Source organism: Luteibacter sp. NPDC031894, from assembly GCF_050273135.1.
GTDB lineage: Bacteria > Pseudomonadota > Gammaproteobacteria > Xanthomonadales > Rhodanobacteraceae > Luteibacter.
On sequence record NZ_JBNNMV010000003.1, the window covers coordinates 260,558 to 278,251 of the forward strand.

The 17,694-nt window shown below is 65.7% G+C and carries 16 protein-coding genes; all 16 read left to right on the plus strand.

Annotated features, from left to right (window positions below):
- Window positions 1-7: 7 nt before the first annotated feature.
- The 16 genes from flgH (at window position 8) to ACQKIE_RS11230 (ending at window position 17,672) form a co-directional block, all read left to right on the plus strand.
- Window positions 8-688: a flagellar basal body L-ring protein FlgH gene (flgH, locus tag ACQKIE_RS11155; RefSeq protein WP_427458990.1), complete on the plus strand. Its 681-nt coding sequence runs from the start codon at window positions 8-10 to the stop codon at window positions 686-688.
- Window positions 688-1,812, plus strand: coding sequence for a flagellar basal body P-ring protein FlgI (locus ACQKIE_RS11160; protein ID WP_427458992.1), 1,125 nt, complete (start codon window positions 688-690; stop codon window positions 1,810-1,812). Before flgH ends, ACQKIE_RS11160 begins: the two co-directional genes overlap by 1 nt.
- A 1-nt stretch (window position 1,813) precedes the next feature.
- Window positions 1,814-2,815 (plus strand): flagellar assembly peptidoglycan hydrolase FlgJ, encoded by a 1,002-nt coding sequence (gene flgJ, locus ACQKIE_RS11165; RefSeq protein ID WP_427458994.1) that lies wholly within the window; start codon window positions 1,814-1,816, stop codon window positions 2,813-2,815.
- Window positions 2,816-2,852: 37 nt separating this feature from the next.
- Complete coding sequence (gene flgK, locus ACQKIE_RS11170) at window positions 2,853-4,727, plus strand: flagellar hook-associated protein FlgK (protein WP_427458996.1); 1,875 nt, start codon at window positions 2,853-2,855, stop codon at window positions 4,725-4,727.
- Between the two features lie 2 nt (window positions 4,728-4,729).
- A complete protein-coding gene (gene flgL, locus ACQKIE_RS11175; protein WP_427458998.1) occupies window positions 4,730-5,929 on the plus strand; it encodes a flagellar hook-associated protein FlgL in 1,200 nt (399 codons plus the stop codon).
- A gap of 268 nt (window positions 5,930-6,197) precedes the next feature.
- A complete protein-coding gene (locus tag ACQKIE_RS11180) occupies window positions 6,198-7,541 on the plus strand; it encodes a flagellin (RefSeq protein ID WP_427459000.1) in 1,344 nt (447 codons plus the stop codon).
- Between the two features lie 320 nt (window positions 7,542-7,861).
- The gene (locus ACQKIE_RS11185) at window positions 7,862-9,289 is read left to right on the plus strand and encodes a flagellin (RefSeq protein ID WP_427459002.1); all 1,428 of its coding nucleotides are present in this window, start codon (window positions 7,862-7,864) and stop codon (window positions 9,287-9,289) included.
- A 140-nt stretch (window positions 9,290-9,429) separates the two neighbouring features.
- Window positions 9,430-10,818 (plus strand): flagellar filament capping protein FliD, encoded by a 1,389-nt coding sequence (gene fliD, locus ACQKIE_RS11190; protein ID WP_427459004.1) that lies wholly within the window; start codon window positions 9,430-9,432, stop codon window positions 10,816-10,818.
- Between the two features lie 22 nt (window positions 10,819-10,840).
- The gene (gene fliS, locus ACQKIE_RS11195; RefSeq protein WP_427459007.1) at window positions 10,841-11,257 is read left to right on the plus strand and encodes a flagellar export chaperone FliS; all 417 of its coding nucleotides are present in this window, start codon (window positions 10,841-10,843) and stop codon (window positions 11,255-11,257) included.
- Window positions 11,254-11,547, plus strand: a complete 294-nt coding sequence (locus ACQKIE_RS11200; RefSeq protein WP_427459010.1) for a flagellar protein FliT — start codon at window positions 11,254-11,256, stop codon at window positions 11,545-11,547. Before fliS ends, ACQKIE_RS11200 begins: the two co-directional genes overlap by 4 nt.
- A gap of 31 nt (window positions 11,548-11,578) precedes the next feature.
- A complete protein-coding gene (locus tag ACQKIE_RS11205) occupies window positions 11,579-12,160 on the plus strand; it encodes a PilZ domain-containing protein (protein ID WP_427459012.1) in 582 nt (193 codons plus the stop codon).
- Window positions 12,161-12,447: 287 nt separating this feature from the next.
- The gene (locus ACQKIE_RS11210; protein ID WP_427459014.1) at window positions 12,448-13,866 is read left to right on the plus strand and encodes a sigma-54 dependent transcriptional regulator; all 1,419 of its coding nucleotides are present in this window, start codon (window positions 12,448-12,450) and stop codon (window positions 13,864-13,866) included.
- 68 nt (window positions 13,867-13,934) lie between these two features.
- Entirely contained in the window at window positions 13,935-14,264 is a 330-nt protein-coding gene (gene fliE / locus ACQKIE_RS11215) for a flagellar hook-basal body complex protein FliE (RefSeq protein WP_427459016.1), read from the plus strand.
- 36 nt (window positions 14,265-14,300) lie between these two features.
- Entirely contained in the window at window positions 14,301-16,010 is a 1,710-nt protein-coding gene (gene fliF / locus ACQKIE_RS11220; RefSeq protein WP_427459018.1) for a flagellar basal-body MS-ring/collar protein FliF, read from the plus strand.
- Window positions 16,000-17,013 carry a flagellar motor switch protein FliG gene (fliG, locus tag ACQKIE_RS11225; RefSeq protein WP_427459020.1) on the plus strand — a complete coding sequence of 338 codons (1,014 nt, stop codon included), beginning with the start codon at window positions 16,000-16,002 and terminating at the stop codon, window positions 17,011-17,013. The genes fliF and fliG overlap by 11 nt, the downstream gene beginning before the upstream one ends.
- Window positions 17,013-17,672, plus strand: a complete 660-nt coding sequence (locus ACQKIE_RS11230; protein ID WP_427459022.1) for a flagellar assembly protein FliH — start codon at window positions 17,013-17,015, stop codon at window positions 17,670-17,672. Before fliG ends, ACQKIE_RS11230 begins: the two co-directional genes overlap by 1 nt.
- Window positions 17,673-17,694: the final 22 nt, after the last annotated feature.

The window sequence follows — 17,694 nt, forward strand, 5'->3', positions numbered from 1 at the left end:
ACACCCCATGAACCGCATCATCGCCCGCCTCCTCGTCGCCGCGCTGCCGCTCCTTGCGCTCGGCGGCTGCGCCATGGTGCCGCCGACACCGAAGCCCATGTATACAGCCACGCTGCCCGTCGAGCCGGCCGCACAGCCGCAGGCCACGGGGTCGATCTACGCCGACCAGCAATCCATGGAACTGTTCGCCGACCCGCGCGCGCATCGCATCGGCGACATCCTGACGATCACCCTCGTCGAAGCCACCCAGGCCAGCAAGAAGGCGGCGACGAGCACGACCAAGAAGAACGGCAACACCATCTCGTCGCCGACCTTGCTCGGCCAGGGCTTGCGCATCGGTGGCAAGACGGCCGACAGCTCGCTCTCCAGCAACAACGCCTTCGACGGCGACGGCTCGTCCAGCCAGAGCAACCAGCTCACCGGCGAGATCACCGTCACCGTCGCGCAGCGCCTGTCCAATGGTGCCTTGGTAGTCCGGGGCGAGAAGTGGCTCACCATCAACCAGGGCGAGGAACTGGTGCGCATCTCCGGCATCGTCCGCCCGCAGGACATCGGTAACGACAACATCGTGCCGTCCAGCCGCGTCGCCGATGCACGCATCGAGTACGTCGGCAAAGGCACGCTCGCCGATTCCAACACGCGTGGCTGGCTGTCGCGCTTCTTCGACTCGAAGTGGATGCCGTTCTGATGAACGCTTTCCGTTCCTTCCGCAGCATCCTCCAGGCGTCGATCGCGGTGCTCGCGCTGGGCGCCGTCCTGCCCGCGCACGCGGATCGCATCCGCGACCTCGTGCAGGTCGGTGGCGTCCGCAGCAACCAGCTGATCGGTTACGGCCTGGTCGTTGGCCTCGATGGCAGCGGCGACCAGACCAGCCAGGCCCCGTTCACCACGCAAAGCCTGGAGAACATGCTCCAGCAGTTCGGCGTGAACGTCCCGGCCAACGTGCGGCCGCAGCTGAAGAACGCCGCGGCGGTGACGATCACCGCCGACCTTCCGCCGTTCGCGAAGCCCGGGCAGCGTATCGATGTCACCGTCGCGTCGATCGGTAACGCCAAGAGCATTCGCGGTGGCGAGCTGCTGATGTCGCCGCTGAAAGGCGCCGACGGTCAGGTCTACGCCATTGCCCAGGGCAGCGTCGTCGTGGGTGGCGTCAGCGCGCAGGGCAAGAGCGGTTCGAGCGTGCAGGTGAACATCTCCGCCAGCGGCCGCATTCCCGGCGGTGCCAGCATCGAGCGCAGCGTCGCCTCGTCTTTCGACAAGGGCGGCGACCTCATGCTCAACCTCAACACTGCGGACTTCACCACGGCCGCGCGTATCGCGCAGGCCGTGAACCAGTCCTTCGGCGCTGGCACGGCGAATGCCCTCGATTCCGCGTCGGTCGCCGTGCGCGCTCCGATGGACCCGTCGCAGCGCGTCTCCTGGCTATCCACCATCCAGGCGCTGGAAGTCACGCCGGGCGACGCGCCCGCGCGCATCATCGTGAATTCGCGCACCGGCACGGTCGTGATCGGCTCCGACGTGAAGGTCGGTGCCGCCGCGGTGGCGCATGGCGCCATCCAGGTCACCATCAGCGAGCAGCCGCAGGTGAGCCAGCCGGCCCCGTTCAGTCGCGGCCAGACCGCGGTAGTGCCGAGCAGCCAGGTGGCGGTGAGCGAGGAAGGCGGCCACATGTTCAAGTTCGGACCGGGCACCAGCCTCGACGCCATCGTGCGTGCGGTGAACCAGGTGGGTGCCTCGCCCAGTGACCTCATTTCCATCCTGCAGGCCCTGAAGGAATCCGGCGCGCTGCATGCCGAGCTGGTGGTGATCTGACATGGCCGCGCCGGTCGACAACCAAAGGCTCGGCACCTACACGGACATGTCCGCGTTCGCCGGCTTGCGTGCGGCCGCGCAGAAGGACTCGAAGGCGGCCCTGCCGACCGTCGCGAAGCAGTTCGAATCGATCTTCACGCAGATGATGTTGAAGTCCATGCGCGACGCGAGCTCGGCGCTGGGCGACGACATCATGGGTTCGCAGGCGGGCAACGCCTATCGCGACATGTTCGACCACCAGCTTTCGCTGACCCTTTCGCAAGGCCGGGGCATCGGCATCGCCGACATGCTCATCCGCCAGTTGGGCGGTACGCCGGCGCAGACCTCGGCGTCCAACGATCCTTTCGCGGACGTCACGGGTGACGCCAGCACTGTTGCCGCCGTGTCTTCGCCGTCGGACCAGCAAAGCGGACTCATGGATTCGCTCGAGCGTATGCTTGGGCGCGCCGGACGCGCCGTGGGCGAGGGTGCCGATGCGGTCGCCGGGGCGGTCGGCAAGCTCACCGTGTCGAGCCCCGAGGAATTCGTGCAGAAGCTCGCCCCGCATGCCATTGAAGCGGCGAAGAAGCTCGGCGTCTCCGTCCGAGCGCTCCTTGCCCAGGCGGCACTCGAGACAGGCTGGGGCAAGCACATGCCGGCGCAGGGCCATACGTCCAGTTTCAACATGTTCGGCATCAAGGCCGGCAGCAGTTGGGACGGCAAGCGTGTGAACGTGCCGACGCTCGAATACGAAGACGGCGTGGCGGTGCGGCGAAAAGACAGCTTCCGCGCCTACGACTCGCCGTCCGACTCGTTCAAGGACTATGCCGACATGGTTTCCAGCAGCCCCCGCTACGCGGCCGCGGTGGGCCGCGGCGACGATGTGGCCGGCTTCGCGCATGCGCTGGTGAAAGGCGGGTACGCCACCGATCCCAGCTACGCGCGCAAGCTCACCGATATTGCGAACGGCCCGGTAATGAAGCAGGCGCTCGCCGCGTTGAAGAACATCGCCGCGGAACTGTGACCCGCGAACCGACCAGGGATTAGAAGGGAATACGACGATGGCCGATCTGCTCTCCACAGGTATCTCGGGACTGCTTGCTTCGCAGGTAGGCCTGGCGACCGTGGGCCACAACATCAGCAACGTGAATACGGCCGGTTATACGCGGCAGATCACGAATTTCAACGCGCGCACGCCGCAGTTCAATGGCGGCTTCTACGTCGGGCAGGGTGCCGACGCGGTCAGCGTCCAGCGTGCCTACAGCCAGTTCCTCACGCAGTCCGTGTGGTCGGCCAACTCCGGCCAGAGCCGCGCGCTGCAATACGCAGGCCTCACCGCCGCGGCCAACAACGCGGTGAGTGGCTCGGCCAACCTGCAGACCGCCCTCGATGGCTTCTTCGGCGCCGTGAGCGACGTCGCCAACGCCCCTGTCGACACGGCCAGCCGCCAGGCGCTGCTTGGCAAGGCCAACTCGCTGGTCTCGACCTTCCGCACGCTATCGTCGCAGTTCCAGCAGATCGACCAGCAGACCAACCAGGAGATCAGCAACTCGGTCGACAGCATCAACAGCCTGGCGAAGAGCATCGCCGACCTGAATGGCCAGATCCAGAAGGCCTCGGTAGGCGGTGCCGCGCCGAACGACTTGCTCGATGCACGCGACCAGGCGATCTCGCAGCTCTCGCAGATCGTCGGTGTGAACGTCTCCCAGGGCGGCGACAACATGGTCACGGTCTCGGTTGGCAACGGCCAGCCGCTGGTGAACGGTACCGATGCCACCCAGCTGGCGACCGCGCGCAACCCGTACGATGCCTCGCGGCTGGAGGTGGTTGGGCCCACCGGCTCCGTCATCAGCGGGCAGCTCGGTTCCGGCTCACTCGGCGCGACTTTCGATTTCCGCACGAACGTACTCGATCCGGCACGCAACCAGCTCGGCCGCGCGGCCATCGCGCTCAGCGACGCCTTCAACAAGCAGCATGCGCAAGGTATCGACCTCAACGGCGACGCCGGCGGCAAGTTCTTCAACATCAACGACTCGGCGATCTTCAACAGCACGGGGAACACGGGCAATGCGCAAGTCGTGGCCAAGGTCACCGACGTCGGCAAGCTGGGCCCGTCCGACTACATCATGCGGTTCGATGGCACGAACTGGTCGGTCACGACCACCGCCGGCGTCGCCGTGCCGTCCAGCGGCACGGGCACGGCGGCCGATCCGATCCTGATCGATGGCCTGGCGATCACCGTGCCGTCCGGTACGCCGGCGGCCGGCGACAGTTTCCAGATCCAGCCGACCCGGAACGTGGCGTCGACGTTGAGCGTCGCGATCAGCGACACGAACAAGATTGCGGCGTCCGGCCCGCTGGCGGCCGGCAAGGGTGCGCTCAACACTGGTAAGGCGACCCTCGGCAACCTGACCGTCACCGATCCCGCGGATCCAGCGTTCAATACCCCGACCAACATCGTCTTCCTTTCGCCGACGACGTATCAGGTGGGTGGCGGACCCGTGCAGACCTATGCCGACGGTGACACGATCACCGGCAATGGCTGGACGCTCAAGCTTTCGGGCGTACCTGCCGCTAACGATACGTTTAGCGTGAAGCCGGCGGGATCGGCCAGCGGTGACAACGGGAACGCGCTCGCCCTGGCGGATGTCGCCAACAAGGGCGTGCTCGACAACGGCGTCACGACGGTGGGCAAGTCCTATAGCCAGCTGATCGCCCAGGTGGGCACGGCGGGCGCGCAGGCGAACACCGCGCTCGACGCGCAGCAAAGCATCCTCGACCAGGCCACGTCCGCCCAGCAGAGCCTTTCCGGAGTGAACATGGACGAAGAAGCGGCAAACCTCCTGCGGTTCCAGCAGTCCTACGCGGCGGCGGCGCAAGTCATCAACGCGGCGAATACCATCTTCGATTCCCTCCTCAGCGCGGTGCGGGGCTGATCATGCGCATTTCCACCTCCTGGGGGCAGCAGCAGGCCGTCAACACCATGCTGGACCGGCAGTACTCGCTGTCGCAGACCCAGCTCGCGCTCGGCAACGGCAAGGCGATCCAGACGCCTGCCGACAACCCCGCCGCGGCGGCGCGCGCCATCGACACGAGTTCGGCGAGCGCGCAGAACGACCAGTACACCCGCAACATCCAGTCGGCGACGACCCGACTCTCCGTCGAAGAGCAGGCGCTCAACTCGGCAGGCGACATCCTGGACCGCATCCGTTCGCTCACGCTGCAAGGCGTGAACGGCACGCAGACCGACGAATCGCGCCAGTCGATCGCCACCGAACTTCGCCAGACGCTGAAGCAGCTCGTCGCCCTGGGAAACACCCGGGACGGGCAGGGTGAATACATCTTCGCTGGCAGCCGGACCACCACCCAGCCGTTCACCATCGACGGCCTGACCGTGAATTACGGCGGCGACCAGAACCAGCGCATGGTCGCCGCGGCAGCCGGCCTCCAGGTAGCCACCGGTGACAGCGGCTCCGACGTCTTCATGGCCATCCGCGGGGGCAACGGCACGTTCCTCACCAGTGCCGGCGCGACCAACACCGGCACGGCCGTCGTGGGCGCCACGTCGGTCACCGACGCCTCGGCGTGGGACGGCGGCAACTACACCATCACCTTCACCACGGCGACGGATTACGAGATCCGCGACGCCGCCGCGCTACCGACGGATCCGCCGCTCGGCACCGGTACCTATACCGGCGAGACCGGCACGATCAACTTCAAGGGCGCGCAGCTCAATATCACCGGCACGCCGGCCGCGGGCGACACCTTCGCCGTGGGGCCGTCGTCGTCGCAGGATGTCTTCTCGACCGTCGCCGGCATCATCAATGCGTTCGAGGCGCCGGGCGGCGGCGCGCCGATGAGCAACCAGATCAACGCGCAGTTGCAGAACCTGGACCAGGCATCGACCAGCTTTCTCAACACGCGCACGAAGATCGGCGCACGCATGAACACGCTCGATCAGCAGGCGCAGATCGGCGACGACGTAAAGCTGCAGTACAAGACGACGCTGTCGAACCTGCAGGACCTGGACTACGCCAGCGCGACGAGCCAGTTCGTGCAGCAGCAGTCGGCGCTGACCGCCGCGCAGCAGGCGTACGTGAAGATGCAGAACCTGACGTTGTTCAATTACCTCAAGTGACAAGAAGGTAATGTAGGAGCCGCTAGAGCGGCGATGGGTGCTAGCGAAAGTGCGTTAATCCAGGCGGCCCACGGGCCGCCTTTTTTTGTGCCTGTCCACCGGGAAAGCCTACGCCGACTTCCATCATCCCCGACGCACACGTCAGTCCGCGCTGTCAACAACACGTCGCCAAGTTGTCGATCACCTTCTACGGCAATCACGTAGCCGCGGACACGCACCGCCGTCGCGACCACGCGGCGTGTTCGCCACGACAAGGAAGGACATCGGCATGGCGTTCAACATCAACAGCAATATCGCTTCGTTCAATGCGCAACGGTCCCTTGGGCTCACCCAGGGCAGGCTTGCGACGAGTTACCAGCGCCTGGGTTCAGGCATGCGTATCAACAGCGCGAAGGACGATGCGGCGGGTCTTGCCATCTCGACCCGGTTCACGACGCAGATTAACGGCCTCGCGCAGGGCAAGCGCAACGCGAGCAATGGCATCTCACTGGCGCAGACCAGCGAGGGGGCGCTCGACGAAATGACGGCGAACCTCCAGCGAATTCGTGAGTTGGCACTGCAGTCCCTGAACAGCTCGAACTCTCCCAACGACCGTCGTGCGCTGAACGAGGAAGTGAAGGAGCGCCTTGCGGAGATCACGCGCATCGCTACGCAGACAAGCTTCAACGGCATGAAAGTCCTCGACGGCAGCAGTGCACGGTTGACCTTCCAGGTCGGCCCGAACATTGGCGATACCATCGACATGCAGTTGGAGCAGGGCATGCGGGCGGATCAGGTGGGTCATCTCGCCAGTGGCGCAGTCGACCTTAAGGCTGCGTTCGTCGCGAATCCCTACAAAGGAAGCGAGGCTGCCAATCCCGACTGGATGGAAGCCAGCGGCCAAGCGCTGGGAGTGAAGGACTATGGCGGCGCGGACGTCAATTGGTCGACTTACAAGGGCAGCACTGCGAACGATGCCCAGAGCTTCCTCCAGGCCAAGCTCGGTTCGGAGTACAAGGTCACGATCAATGCCAATGGCAACGATCTGGATATCGAGCGCGTCGGCGGAGCCCGCCTCGATCTCAAGGCGGGCGACCTCAGCTTCAGTACCGCGGACGGCGGGCAGTTCGAAATCGTGGGTTCGTTCCGCAACACACAACAGGTCGCTGACGCATTGAACGCCAATGCGAAGACTGGCGTGTCCGCCTTCGTCGATGCCGACGGTAAGTTACAGTTCAATGCCCGATCGGCAGCCACCGTTTCAGGTGCCAAGGCGGCGAGTCTGGGTTTCGCGACGACTTACGATGTGGATGCCGCGGGCTCGCTCGCGGACGGTTCCGTCCTCACCAAGGACGATGCCTACGCGCTCATCGCTCGCATCGATGCAAGTCTCGAATCCGTGAGCACCACGCGCTCCAAGCTCGGCGCCGTGCAGAATCGACTCGAGTCGACGATCCGTAACCTCGACAACATCCGGGGGAACCTCACCGAATCCCGTACCGCCATCAGGGAAGCGGACATGGCCGAGGAAAGTGCGGAGAAGACCATGGCGACCATCCTCCAGCAATCGGGCATGGCCGTGCTCGCGCAGGCCAATGCGTCGCAACAGCTGGTCCTCAAGCTACTCGAATGAGTCGCCCTGCGGGTGGAGTCGCGTCGCCAGGGAAGGGAGCCGAAAGGTTCCCTTTCCTTTTGGCCACGGCTCTCGTCCAGAGCCATGAAATTGATCCTAAACCCCGTGGAGGAGCGGCCGATAACTTCCCCGACAGAGCCACGGGCTTCACGCCTACCTGGCCCTGATCAAGAAAGTTGTTGACAGGAAGAAAAAGTCCTCAAGTTTGTCCCCGGCGTGCCGTAAACCTCCCTGAGGCGGAAGGCTTCCCTAACGGAACCCCGCCGGACTACGCCGCACAACCTCCGGCAATTCGGTTCCGCTTACCAAGGATCAAGATCATGGCTTTGACCATCAACACCAACATCATGTCGCTGAATGCTCAGCGTAACCTGAGCACCTCGCAGACCAAGCTGTCGTCGGCGATCGAGCGCCTGTCGTCGGGTAACCGCATCAACAGCGCGAAGGACGATGCCGCCGGCCTCGCCATTTCGACCCGCTTCACCACGCAGATCAACGGCCTGACCCAGGCTGTCCGCAACGCCAACGACGGTATCTCGCTCTCGCAGACCACCGAGTCGGCGCTGGACGAAGTCACCAACAACCTGCAGCGCATCCGCGAGCTGGCCGTGCAGTCGACCAACGCGTCGAACTCCGCCAGCGACCGTGCCGCTCTCGACGCCGAAGTCCAGCAGCGTCTGTCGGAAGTGACCCGTATCGCCACGCAGACCAACTTCAACGGCATGAAGGTCCTCGACGGTTCGGCCAAGGAACTCAGCTTCCAGGTCGGCGCGAACGTCGGTGAAGTCATCACCGTGGGCCTCGACAAGGGCGTGAAGGCGAACCAGGTCGGCCAGCTGGCCACCGGTTCGGTGGGCGGTTTCAAGGCTGCCGCCAACACGGCGGGCACCACCACCGCTTCCAGCGTCATCGCCGACTACACGGCCGACTTCGACATCACGGTCGACGGCCAGGCTGCCAGCGTCACCGGCGCCACCGACCAGGCGAGCTTCCTCACCGCGCTGAACGCGTCCCTGGCTGGCGGCACCTCCGGCGCCACGGCCAGCTTCGACGCCACGAACCACCTGGTCATCACCAGCGGCACCACGGGCAAGGATTCCGCCGCCCCGGTCGTCGCTGGCGCCGACGTGGCCCAGCTCGGCACGCTCAAGGATGTTGCCGGTGTGGATGCGGGTTCGCCCGCTCCGCTCACGATCGGTGACGTCACCCTGCAGGTCGGCAGCAACGCCGCATTCAGCATCTCCGGCACGTTCAACACGGCCCAGGACCTGGCCGATGCGGTCAACGCCAAGTCGGGTGACGGCATCAATGCCTACGTCGGTTCCGACGGCGCGGTGAAGTTCGCCTCGGCCTCCACCATCACGGTGGGTGGTACCGCCGCCGACATCACGGCTGCCGGCCTGACGGCGGGTGCGATCGACGTCTCCACCACGAGCACGCTCGCCGACTCGAGCATCAAGACGGTCGACGGCGCCAACGACACGATCAACCGGGTCGATGCCGCCCTCCAGTCGATCTCGGACCTCCGTTCGGACCTCGGCGCCGTGCAGAACCGCTTCGAGTCCACGATCTCCAACCTGCAGAACATCTCGCAGAACCTGACGGCCTCGCGTTCGGCCATCACGGATGCGGATTTCGCCCAGGAAACGGCCAACATGTCCTCGGCCCAGATCCTGCAGCAGGCCGGCGTCTCGGTCCTCGCCCAGGCGAACCAGAGCCAGCAGATCGTCCAGAAACTGCTCCAGTAACAGATGTAAGACCGCCGGGCCCGGATACGCCGGGCCTTGGCAGGGTAATTGCTTAGTTGTCACGGCTGGCGCCCGCGAGGGTGGCCAGCCGTCGACAAATTGGCGCCCGGGGCAGTGAGGCGTCTTCAAGGAGAAGCTTCATGGCCACGAATCCCGTCAATCTCGGTTCCAGTTCCATCGACGTCGCATCGATCGTCACCAACCTTGTCGCCAACAAGCGCAAGGCGCAGGATGCGAAGAACACGGCCGACTCGCAGGCCAACGCCACCCAGATTTCCGCGGTAGGCAATTGCACCTCGTCGCTGACCAGCCTGCAGAGCGCGATCAAGGCGCTGACCAACGGCACCGCGTTCACGACAACGAAGACTTCCGTGGGCGACTCCACGATCCTCTCGGCCGCCGCCGACAGCACGGCACAGCCCAACGTCTACAACGTCGCGGTCACCCAGCTGGCGACGTCGCAGAAGACGACTTCCGGTGCTTTCACCGACAGCAAGTCCGCGCTCGGCACCGGAAACCTCACGATTTCCATCGGCGACAAGTCGATGAGCGTGGACATCGCGTCCGGCGCGAACACGCTGGAGAACATCCGCGACATCATCAACAAGGCCAAGGACAACCCTGGTGTCACTGCCAGTATCGTGACTGGCAAGGATGGCGCGCACCTCGTGCTCACGTCGTCGGTCACCGGCAAGGACAATGCCTTCAAGGTCGTCACCAGCGGAGGCGACGGCAAACTTTCGCAGCTGGATTTCGACCCTGCCACGGGTACCCCGACGGTCGCGGCGCAGGACGCCGAATTCACCATCGACGGGCTCGCCGCCAGCAGTCCGACCAATGTCGTTACGAAAGCGATCGACGGCGTAACGCTGACACTGTCCAAGGTCAGCGCCAAGGACAACGGCACGCCTCCTGCTGCCATTCCCACCGCTGTCACCATCACCAATGACACCAGCGCCGTCTCCAGCGCGCTGAGCTCGCTCGTCACCTCCTATAACTCGTTCATCTCCACCTATCAGCAGCTGACGAAGTACGACGCGACCAACCAGCAGGTCGGCGCCCTCATTGGCGACGCCACGGTCAATTCGATCAAGAACCAGGTCTCGACCCTGCTCGGATCCCAGTTCACGGGCAACACCAGTGGGCCGACGTCCCTGAGCGACCTTGGCGTCGCCTTCCAGGTCGATGGCAGCCTCAAGCTGGACACCACCAAGCTCAACAAGGCGCTGGCAGACAACCCGAAGGAGACCCAGAACCTGCTCAGCGGGGACAGCGGCATCGCGCCCAAACTGGACAAGCTGATCACCAGCTGGACGTCGACCACGGGCATCCTTACCCAGCGCCAGAACAATCTGAACCAGAAGACGAAGGACCTGCAGGATCAGGCCGCGGACTTCGACAAGCAGATGCAGGACTACAGCGACCGCCTGACGAAGCAGTACACGGCGCTCGACGCGATGATGACCAAGCTCGCCGGTACCAGCAGCTACCTCCAGCAGCAGTTCGACGCGCTGACCGCGAACAAGTAACGGCCGTCCCAGGAAAAAAGACATGGCACTCGGATACTCCCAGGGCGCAGGCGCCTACCAGCAAGTCCGCACGCAAGGCGGCGTCGAAACGGCCGATCCGCATGGCCTCATCACCATGCTCATGGATGGCGCCCTCGAGCGAATGCGCGTCGCCCGGGGTTGCATCGCGACGGGAAACGTCGCGGGCAAGGGCGAGGCCATCTCCAAGGCCATCGAGATCGTCGGCGCCCTGCAGTCCGCCCTGAACCACGAGGTGGGGACGCCCCTGGTCGGACAGCTCGAGGCACTGTACGACTACATGACGCGCCGGCTCCTGCACGCCAACCTGCACAGCGACAGCGACGCCATCGAGGAAGTGAACCGCCTGCTCGTCCAGATCCGCGACAGCTGGGTCGCTATTCCCGTCGAGGCGCGCCAACCCGCCGGAGCCGGGGCGTGACCGAGGTCTGGTGCGACCTCGACCGCGTGCTGGACCTGACCGAGGCGATGCACGCCGCCGCGAGCGAGGGGCGCTGGGACGACCTGACCGATCTCGAGGCCGAGCGGGAACCGATCCTGCGCCGCGGCAGCATGCGACCGGCGCCGGAGGCCCTGGAGGCGTTGAAGTCGATCATGCTGCTGGACGGTCTCATCAAGGACCTCGTTTCCGTGGCGCGCGACGAAGCGGCCGCGGCCTGGGATGCATCGCGTCGCGTGCGCCGCGCCGTGGCCGCGTATAGTTCCTTCTGAGCGGTATCCTTCTGCGGTGGGGGTAGGGCGCATGGGCGACGAAGGCTGGAAGGCATTTTCCGAACGGGTCGCCTGGGACGCCGCGTTCCACGCCACGTGCGAAACCACCTCACGGCCCGATGCCGCGGCCCTGGGGCTGATCAACGATCGCAACGCCAGCGTCCTCGTCGCCGTGTCGGCCCTCATGGAGCGCCGTACGGACAGCGCGGAAGACGACAGTCCGCTTTCCCATGAAGTGGCCCGACTGGACGCCAAGCTCAACGTCCTGATGGAAATCGTGAACCGGCTACTGCTTCCGCAGTCTGGACTGCCGCCGCGGATTCCCCTGCGCTTCAACGCCGCCGGCGCGGTGCTGTCTTGGGCCGGCCTGCCGCCCGTCGGGCAGTCGGTCATGCTGAAGATCCACTTCGACAGCTGCCGGGCGCTGCCCCTCGAACTGCCCGGCATGCGCATGGCGGGACCTAGCGACGGCAAGGGGTTCGTCGCCTTCGAAGGGCTCTCCGAGGCCGTTCGCGACGGTATCGAGCGGCTGGTTTTCCGCCAGCACCGGCGCCAGGTGGCCGAGGCGCGGGCCCAGGCCCGGCCTGCGGACGGTGGCCAAGAGGCAATGTGACCTTTTACGTCACGTGACGTAAGAACGACGCGTGGCGTCCCGCGTCACATTCGTGACACCGTCCGTCACGGCGGGCGGAACCCACACCACGCGAGCGTCCGGCGACTGGCTCCTCACACTTGCCCGACGCGCCTGGACGCCGCGCCACCACGTCAATTTCCGTTCACGTGCGTCGGAATTCCGGCGTTGGCACGCTCCTTGATTGATACCTTGCATCGAAGCCGACGGGATTCCAGCGGGGGACCCGCTCGAACTCTTCGGCCAAACGCCCAAAGCGAGGTATTCCGGTGAAGTCTTCTCAGTTTCTCGTCGTCGAATCCGACGCATCCCGCGCCGAAACCGTCGTTTCCGCGCTCGCGTTCCTGGGCTACCGCCCGGTGCTCGCCAACCGCATGCAGCCTGCCGAAGTGGCTGAGAGCTGGCGCGGCGTGTACGTCGGGACGGTGGAAGACGAGAACGAACTGGAAGGCTACCTCTCGGCCGTCGACCGCGCCGGCAAAGGCCTGCCGATGCTGGTGGCCGCGGATTCCCCGCTCGCGACGCTGCTTATCGCCGACGACACGCGCAGCAACCATGTCGAACTGATCGACATGCCGTTGCGCTACGAGCGGCTCTCCGAAGCCCTTCGCGCGCTGCAGTCGCGCATGGAGCCGGTCCCGGCGAGCCGCCGCTTCGTCGGCCAGTCCGGTCCGATGCAGCGGGTGAACGCGCTGATCCGCCAGGTCGCGCCGTTCGATTCGAGCGTGCTCGTCCTCGGCGAGTCCGGCAGTGGCAAGGAGCTGGTTGCACGCACCATCCACGAATGCTCGCCGCGCCGGGACAAGCCGTTCGTCGCCATCAACTGCGGCGCCATCCCCGCCGAACTGCTCGAGAGCGAACTGTTCGGCCATGAGAAGGGTGCCTTCACCGGCGCCATCAGTACCCGCAAGGGCCGTTTCGAGATGGCCGAAGGCGGTACGCTCTTCCTCGACGAGATCGGCGACATGAGCCTGCCGATGCAGGTGAAGCTGCTCCGCGTGCTGCAGGAGCGCGTGTTCGAGCGCGTCGGCGGCAATCGTCCGCAGCGCTGTGATGTACGCATCATCGCCGCCACCCACCGCGACCTCGAAGGTGCCATCGAGCGCGGCAGCTTCCGCGAAGACCTTTTCTACCGCCTCAGCGTGTTCCCGCTGGAAATGCCGCCGCTGCGCCAGCGCCTGGAAGACCTGCCGGCGCTGATCTCCGAGTTCAACCAGCGCCTCGTCCAGCGCGGCCTGTCGTCCGTGCGCTTCTCGCCCAGCGCCATGGGCGCCCTGTGCCGCTACGGCTGGCCGGGCAATGTGCGCGAGCTGTCGAACCTGGTCGAGCGGATGGCCATCCTCATGCCGCACGGTGAAGTCCGCGGCGCCGACCTGCCGGAGAAGTACCGCGGGGCGTTGCCGATGGAAGAAGTTTCCGGCGCGGCGCTCATCGCCATGATGGAAGCCGAGCCCGAAGTCACCGAGTCGTTCGGTTATGCCGGTGAAGGCGATCCGTCCGTGCTGCCGCAGGGTGGCCTGGACCTCAAGGACCACCTCGCGGGCATCGAGATCGGGTTGATCCGCCAGGCGCTGAACTCGGCCAACGGTGTCGTCGCCCATGCGGCCAAGCTGCTTCGTGTCCAGCGCACCACGCTGGTGGAGAAGCTGCGCAAGTACGGCCTCTCCGAGACCGTCCAGGCCGGCTGACTCCGGTCGGATTGGCACAGGACGTGCATCGGGGTGTCACGAACCCGATAACGCGTTGGAAAACCGTCATGACCACGATCGACGTCAACAGCCTCCTCCTCCAGATGCGGCGCATCAGCGCGCAGACCGAGATGCCGGCGCTGCGCGGTATCGGCGAAGCGGCTCCGGCGGGGAAGGGCGCCTTCGGCGACCTGCTGAAGCAGTCGATCGAGGGTGTGGCGGAGACCCAGGCGAAGGCGGCGAAGATGTCTTCGGCTTTCGAGCGTGGGGACCCGGGCATCGATCTCGCCCAGGTCATGATCCAGGGGCAGAAGGCCGACCTCTCGTTCCGCGCCATGACCGAAGTGCGCAACAAGATGGTCGATGCCTACAAAGAAATCATGAACATGTCGATCTGATCGGCATGAGCGCAATGACAGGATTCGAGTCGAACCATGGCAGATAACGGCGTCGCCACCACGGACAGCAATGCGGCTTCGCGCATGCACTCGCTGAAGTCGCTGGCGCAAACCCCCGCTGCACGGCAGCTCTTCATGCTTGCCGGTATCGCCGCTGCCGTCGCCATCGGCATTGCCGCGGTGATGTGGTCCCGCGCGCCGAACTATGGTCTGCTTTACGGCGGCCTCGAACAGAAAGACGCCGCCGCCGTCACCCAGGCGCTGCAAGCGGGCAACACGCCTTACACCCTGAGCGCCGACGGAAGCTCTATTTTCGTTCCCGCGGCGGACGTCGCCGGCGTGCGTCTGAAGCTCGCGGGGCAGGGCCTTCCGCAAGGCAGTGCCGCCAGCTCAATGCCGCAGACGGACTCGCCATTCGGCATGAGCGACATGGCCGAGCGCACGCGCTACCAGTCGATGCTCGAGAACGACCTCTCGAACACCATCGCAGGCCTGCAGTCGGTGCGTGCCGCACGCGTGCACCTGGCCCTCCCGAAGCCGTCCGCCTTCATTCGCGACAACAAACCGGCGAGCGCGTCGGTCGTCGTCACGCTCTACCCAGGTCGTCAGCTCGACCAGGGGCAGGTCGCCGCCATCGTCCACCTCATCGCGGCCAGCGTGCCAGGACTCGACACGCGCCAAGTCTCCGTGATCGACCAGGGTGGCAGCCTCCTCACGGTCAGCGATCCCGATAGCGCGTCGGCCATTGGCGACAGCCGCCTTCGTCTCTCCAATCGCATCGAGGCGACCTACACGCAGCGCGTGGAAGACCTGCTCACGCCGCTCGTCGGCGCGGGCAAGGTGCGCGCACAGGTCTTTGCCGACCTCGACTTCTCGCAGACCGAGAAGGCCAGCGAAACCTTCAACCATGACAACCCGGCCCTGCGCAGCGAGCAGACCAGCAGCGACACGCGCACCGATCCGGCGAACAACGGTGGCGTGCCGGGTGCGTTGAGCAACCAGCCGCCGAACACGGGCGCCAATGCGACGGCGGCGAACCCTGCCGCGGGCGGCAAGCCCGGCGCGACGGCCGCCACGACGCAGACGGCGCAACAGACGCCCACGCAGCAGACGCAGAGCGCCACGCGCAACTACGAGCTCGATCGCACCGTGAGCCACGTCACCGACCCGGCCGGCAAGGTCGCGCGCCTGTCCGTGGCGGTGGTGGTCGACAACAAGCAGGTGCCCGACAAGGATGGCAAGCTCAAGAGCGTGCCGTTCACGCCGGAAGAACTCTCGCGCCTGACCGAACTCACCAAGAACGCCGTCGGCTTCAGCGCGGATCGCGGCGACAGCGTCAGCGTGATCAACGAGCCGTTCCGCGGCACCCTCGCGGAGGACACGCCGCAAGGCACGCCGTTCTGGGAACGCCCGGGCATGCTCGACCTGATCAAGCAGGGACTTGGCGTGATGATCGCGCTGATCGTGGGTTTCTTCGTGCTGCGCCCGATCCTGAAGGGCTTGCTGAAGCCGGCGCCGCTCGTCATGAATAACGTCGCGCTCGCCGGCCCCATGCCGACCGTATCGGTGATGGTGGACGACGACGACATGACACCGGACCGCGTGTCCACCTCGCAGGCACAGCTGGGTTCGCCCGCGCTGCTGGCCTACGAACAGAAGGTAGGCCTTGCCAAGCGCATGGCCGCCGAAAATCCGAAGCAGGTGGCGCAGGTCGTCAAGAGCTGGGTATCCGAAGATGGCGGCTGAGCAGAAAGAGGCCCTCACGGGCGCACAGAAGGCGGCGATCCTGTTGCTCACCCTCGGTGAGGAGGACGCGGCGTCCATCCTGAAGCACCTCGGCGCACGCGACGTGCAGGCCGTGGGCACGGCGATGGCCGCGCTGAAGAATGTCAGCAAGGAACAGGTGGACCAGGTCCTCACCAAGCTCCAGGAAGACGTCGGCCAGCACACGTCGATCGGCGTCGGCACCGAGGAATACATCCGCCGCATCCTGGTCAACGCGCTCGGCGAGAACAAGGCGGGCGGACTCATCGACCGCATCCTCCTCGGCCGCAGCAGCAAGGGCCTGGAATCCCTGAAGTGGATGGAGAGCCGCGCCATCGCGGAAATGATCGGCCAGGAGCATCCGCAGATCATCGCGCTGGTCATGGCGCACCTCGAAGCCGACCAGGCCGCGGAAGTCATCGGTTACCTGCCGGCGCGCACCCGCAGCGACGTGGTGATGCGCATCGCCACGCTGGACGGCGTGCAGCCGCATGCGCTGAACGAGCTGGACGAAATCATGGAGCGCCAGTTCTCCGGCAACTCCACCAAGCTGAAGTCGGCGACGGTTGGTGGCCTCAAGGCCGCGGCCGACATCCTCAATGCGATGGAAACCGCGCGCGAGGCCGAGTTGATGGCCTCCATCCGCGGCATCGACTCGGGCCTGGGCGAGCGCATCGAGGAGCTGATGTTCGTCTTCGACGACCTCGCCGAGCTCGACGACCGCAGTATGCAGACGCTGTTGCGCGAGGTGCCGTCGGCCCGGCTCATCACCGCGCTCAAGGGCGCGGAAAGCGCGATCCGCGAGAAGATCTTCGCGAATATGTCCAAGCGCGCCGCGGACATGCTGCGCGACGACCTCGAGGTCAAGGGCCCGGTCCGTCTCTCCGAGGTGGATGCGGCGCAGAAGGAAGTGCTCGCCACGGCTCGGCGCCTTGCTGATGCCGGCCAGATCAATCTCGCCGGCGGCGGGGAAGAGTTCGTCTGATGAGCCTCACCTCGATCCTCGCGCGCGAGCGCGTCGCGCAGTTCGAACGATGGGAACTTCCCGTTGTCGGCGCGGTGGATGCGCGCGATGCCGACGACGCACACGACGAAGGTCCGCAGCGACCGACCGTGGCCGAGCTCGAGGCGATCGAGCGACAGGCCCGGGAAGAAGGTTTCAACGCCGGCCTCAATGAGGGCAGGGCGATGGCGAAGCGCGAGCTCACGGCCCAGGTAGCTCGGCTCGAAGCCTTGTTCGTCGCGGTCGAAAAACCCTTTGCCGATCTCGATCACGACGTCGCGAGCGACCTCGCCGTGCTCGCCACGGTCATCGCCGAGCGCGTGCTCGGTTACGAACTGGCGACGCGGCCCGAGAAGATCGTCGAGGTCGTGCGCCAGGCGGTCGACGCGCTTCCCGCCGCGACCCGCCACCTGAAAATCCATCTCAACCCCGCCGATGCCACCATCGTGCGGGAGCACCGCTCCTCGCTCGACCACGAGGGCACCGTCGTCGACGATCCTTCGCTCGAGCGCGGCGACGTGCGTCTCGAGAGCGAGCACTCGCGCCTCGACGCCCGCGTGCGCACGCGCCTCGCCGCTGTGATCGACAGCGTCCTGCAGGGGCGCGACGTCGTCGGAGACGATCCGGAAGAGGCGCCGTGAGCGCCGACCGCCACGTATCGGC

Coding starts and splice junctions, on each gene's coding strand:
- flgH (WP_427458990.1), top strand. CDS start 8: ATGAACCGCATCATCGCCCGCCTCCTCGTCGCCGCGCTGCCGCTCCTT.
- ACQKIE_RS11205 (WP_427459012.1), top strand. CDS start 11,579: ATGGGCGACGAAGGCTGGAAGGCATTTTCCGAACGGGTCGCCTGGGAC.
- fliG (WP_427459020.1), top strand. CDS start 16,000: ATGGCGGCTGAGCAGAAAGAGGCCCTCACGGGCGCACAGAAGGCGGCG.
- ACQKIE_RS11185 (WP_427459002.1), top strand. CDS start 7,862: ATGGCTTTGACCATCAACACCAACATCATGTCGCTGAATGCTCAGCGT.
- fliF (WP_427459018.1), top strand. CDS start 14,301: ATGGCAGATAACGGCGTCGCCACCACGGACAGCAATGCGGCTTCGCGC.
- flgL (WP_427458998.1), top strand. CDS start 4,730: ATGCGCATTTCCACCTCCTGGGGGCAGCAGCAGGCCGTCAACACCATG.
- flgJ (WP_427458994.1), top strand. CDS start 1,814: ATGGCCGCGCCGGTCGACAACCAAAGGCTCGGCACCTACACGGACATG.
- fliD (WP_427459004.1), top strand. CDS start 9,430: ATGGCCACGAATCCCGTCAATCTCGGTTCCAGTTCCATCGACGTCGCA.
- fliS (WP_427459007.1), top strand. CDS start 10,841: ATGGCACTCGGATACTCCCAGGGCGCAGGCGCCTACCAGCAAGTCCGC.
- ACQKIE_RS11180 (WP_427459000.1), top strand. CDS start 6,198: ATGGCGTTCAACATCAACAGCAATATCGCTTCGTTCAATGCGCAACGG.
- flgK (WP_427458996.1), top strand. CDS start 2,853: ATGGCCGATCTGCTCTCCACAGGTATCTCGGGACTGCTTGCTTCGCAG.
- ACQKIE_RS11230 (WP_427459022.1), top strand. CDS start 17,013: ATGAGCCTCACCTCGATCCTCGCGCGCGAGCGCGTCGCGCAGTTCGAA.
- ACQKIE_RS11160 (WP_427458992.1), top strand. CDS start 688: ATGAACGCTTTCCGTTCCTTCCGCAGCATCCTCCAGGCGTCGATCGCG.
- fliE (WP_427459016.1), top strand. CDS start 13,935: ATGACCACGATCGACGTCAACAGCCTCCTCCTCCAGATGCGGCGCATC.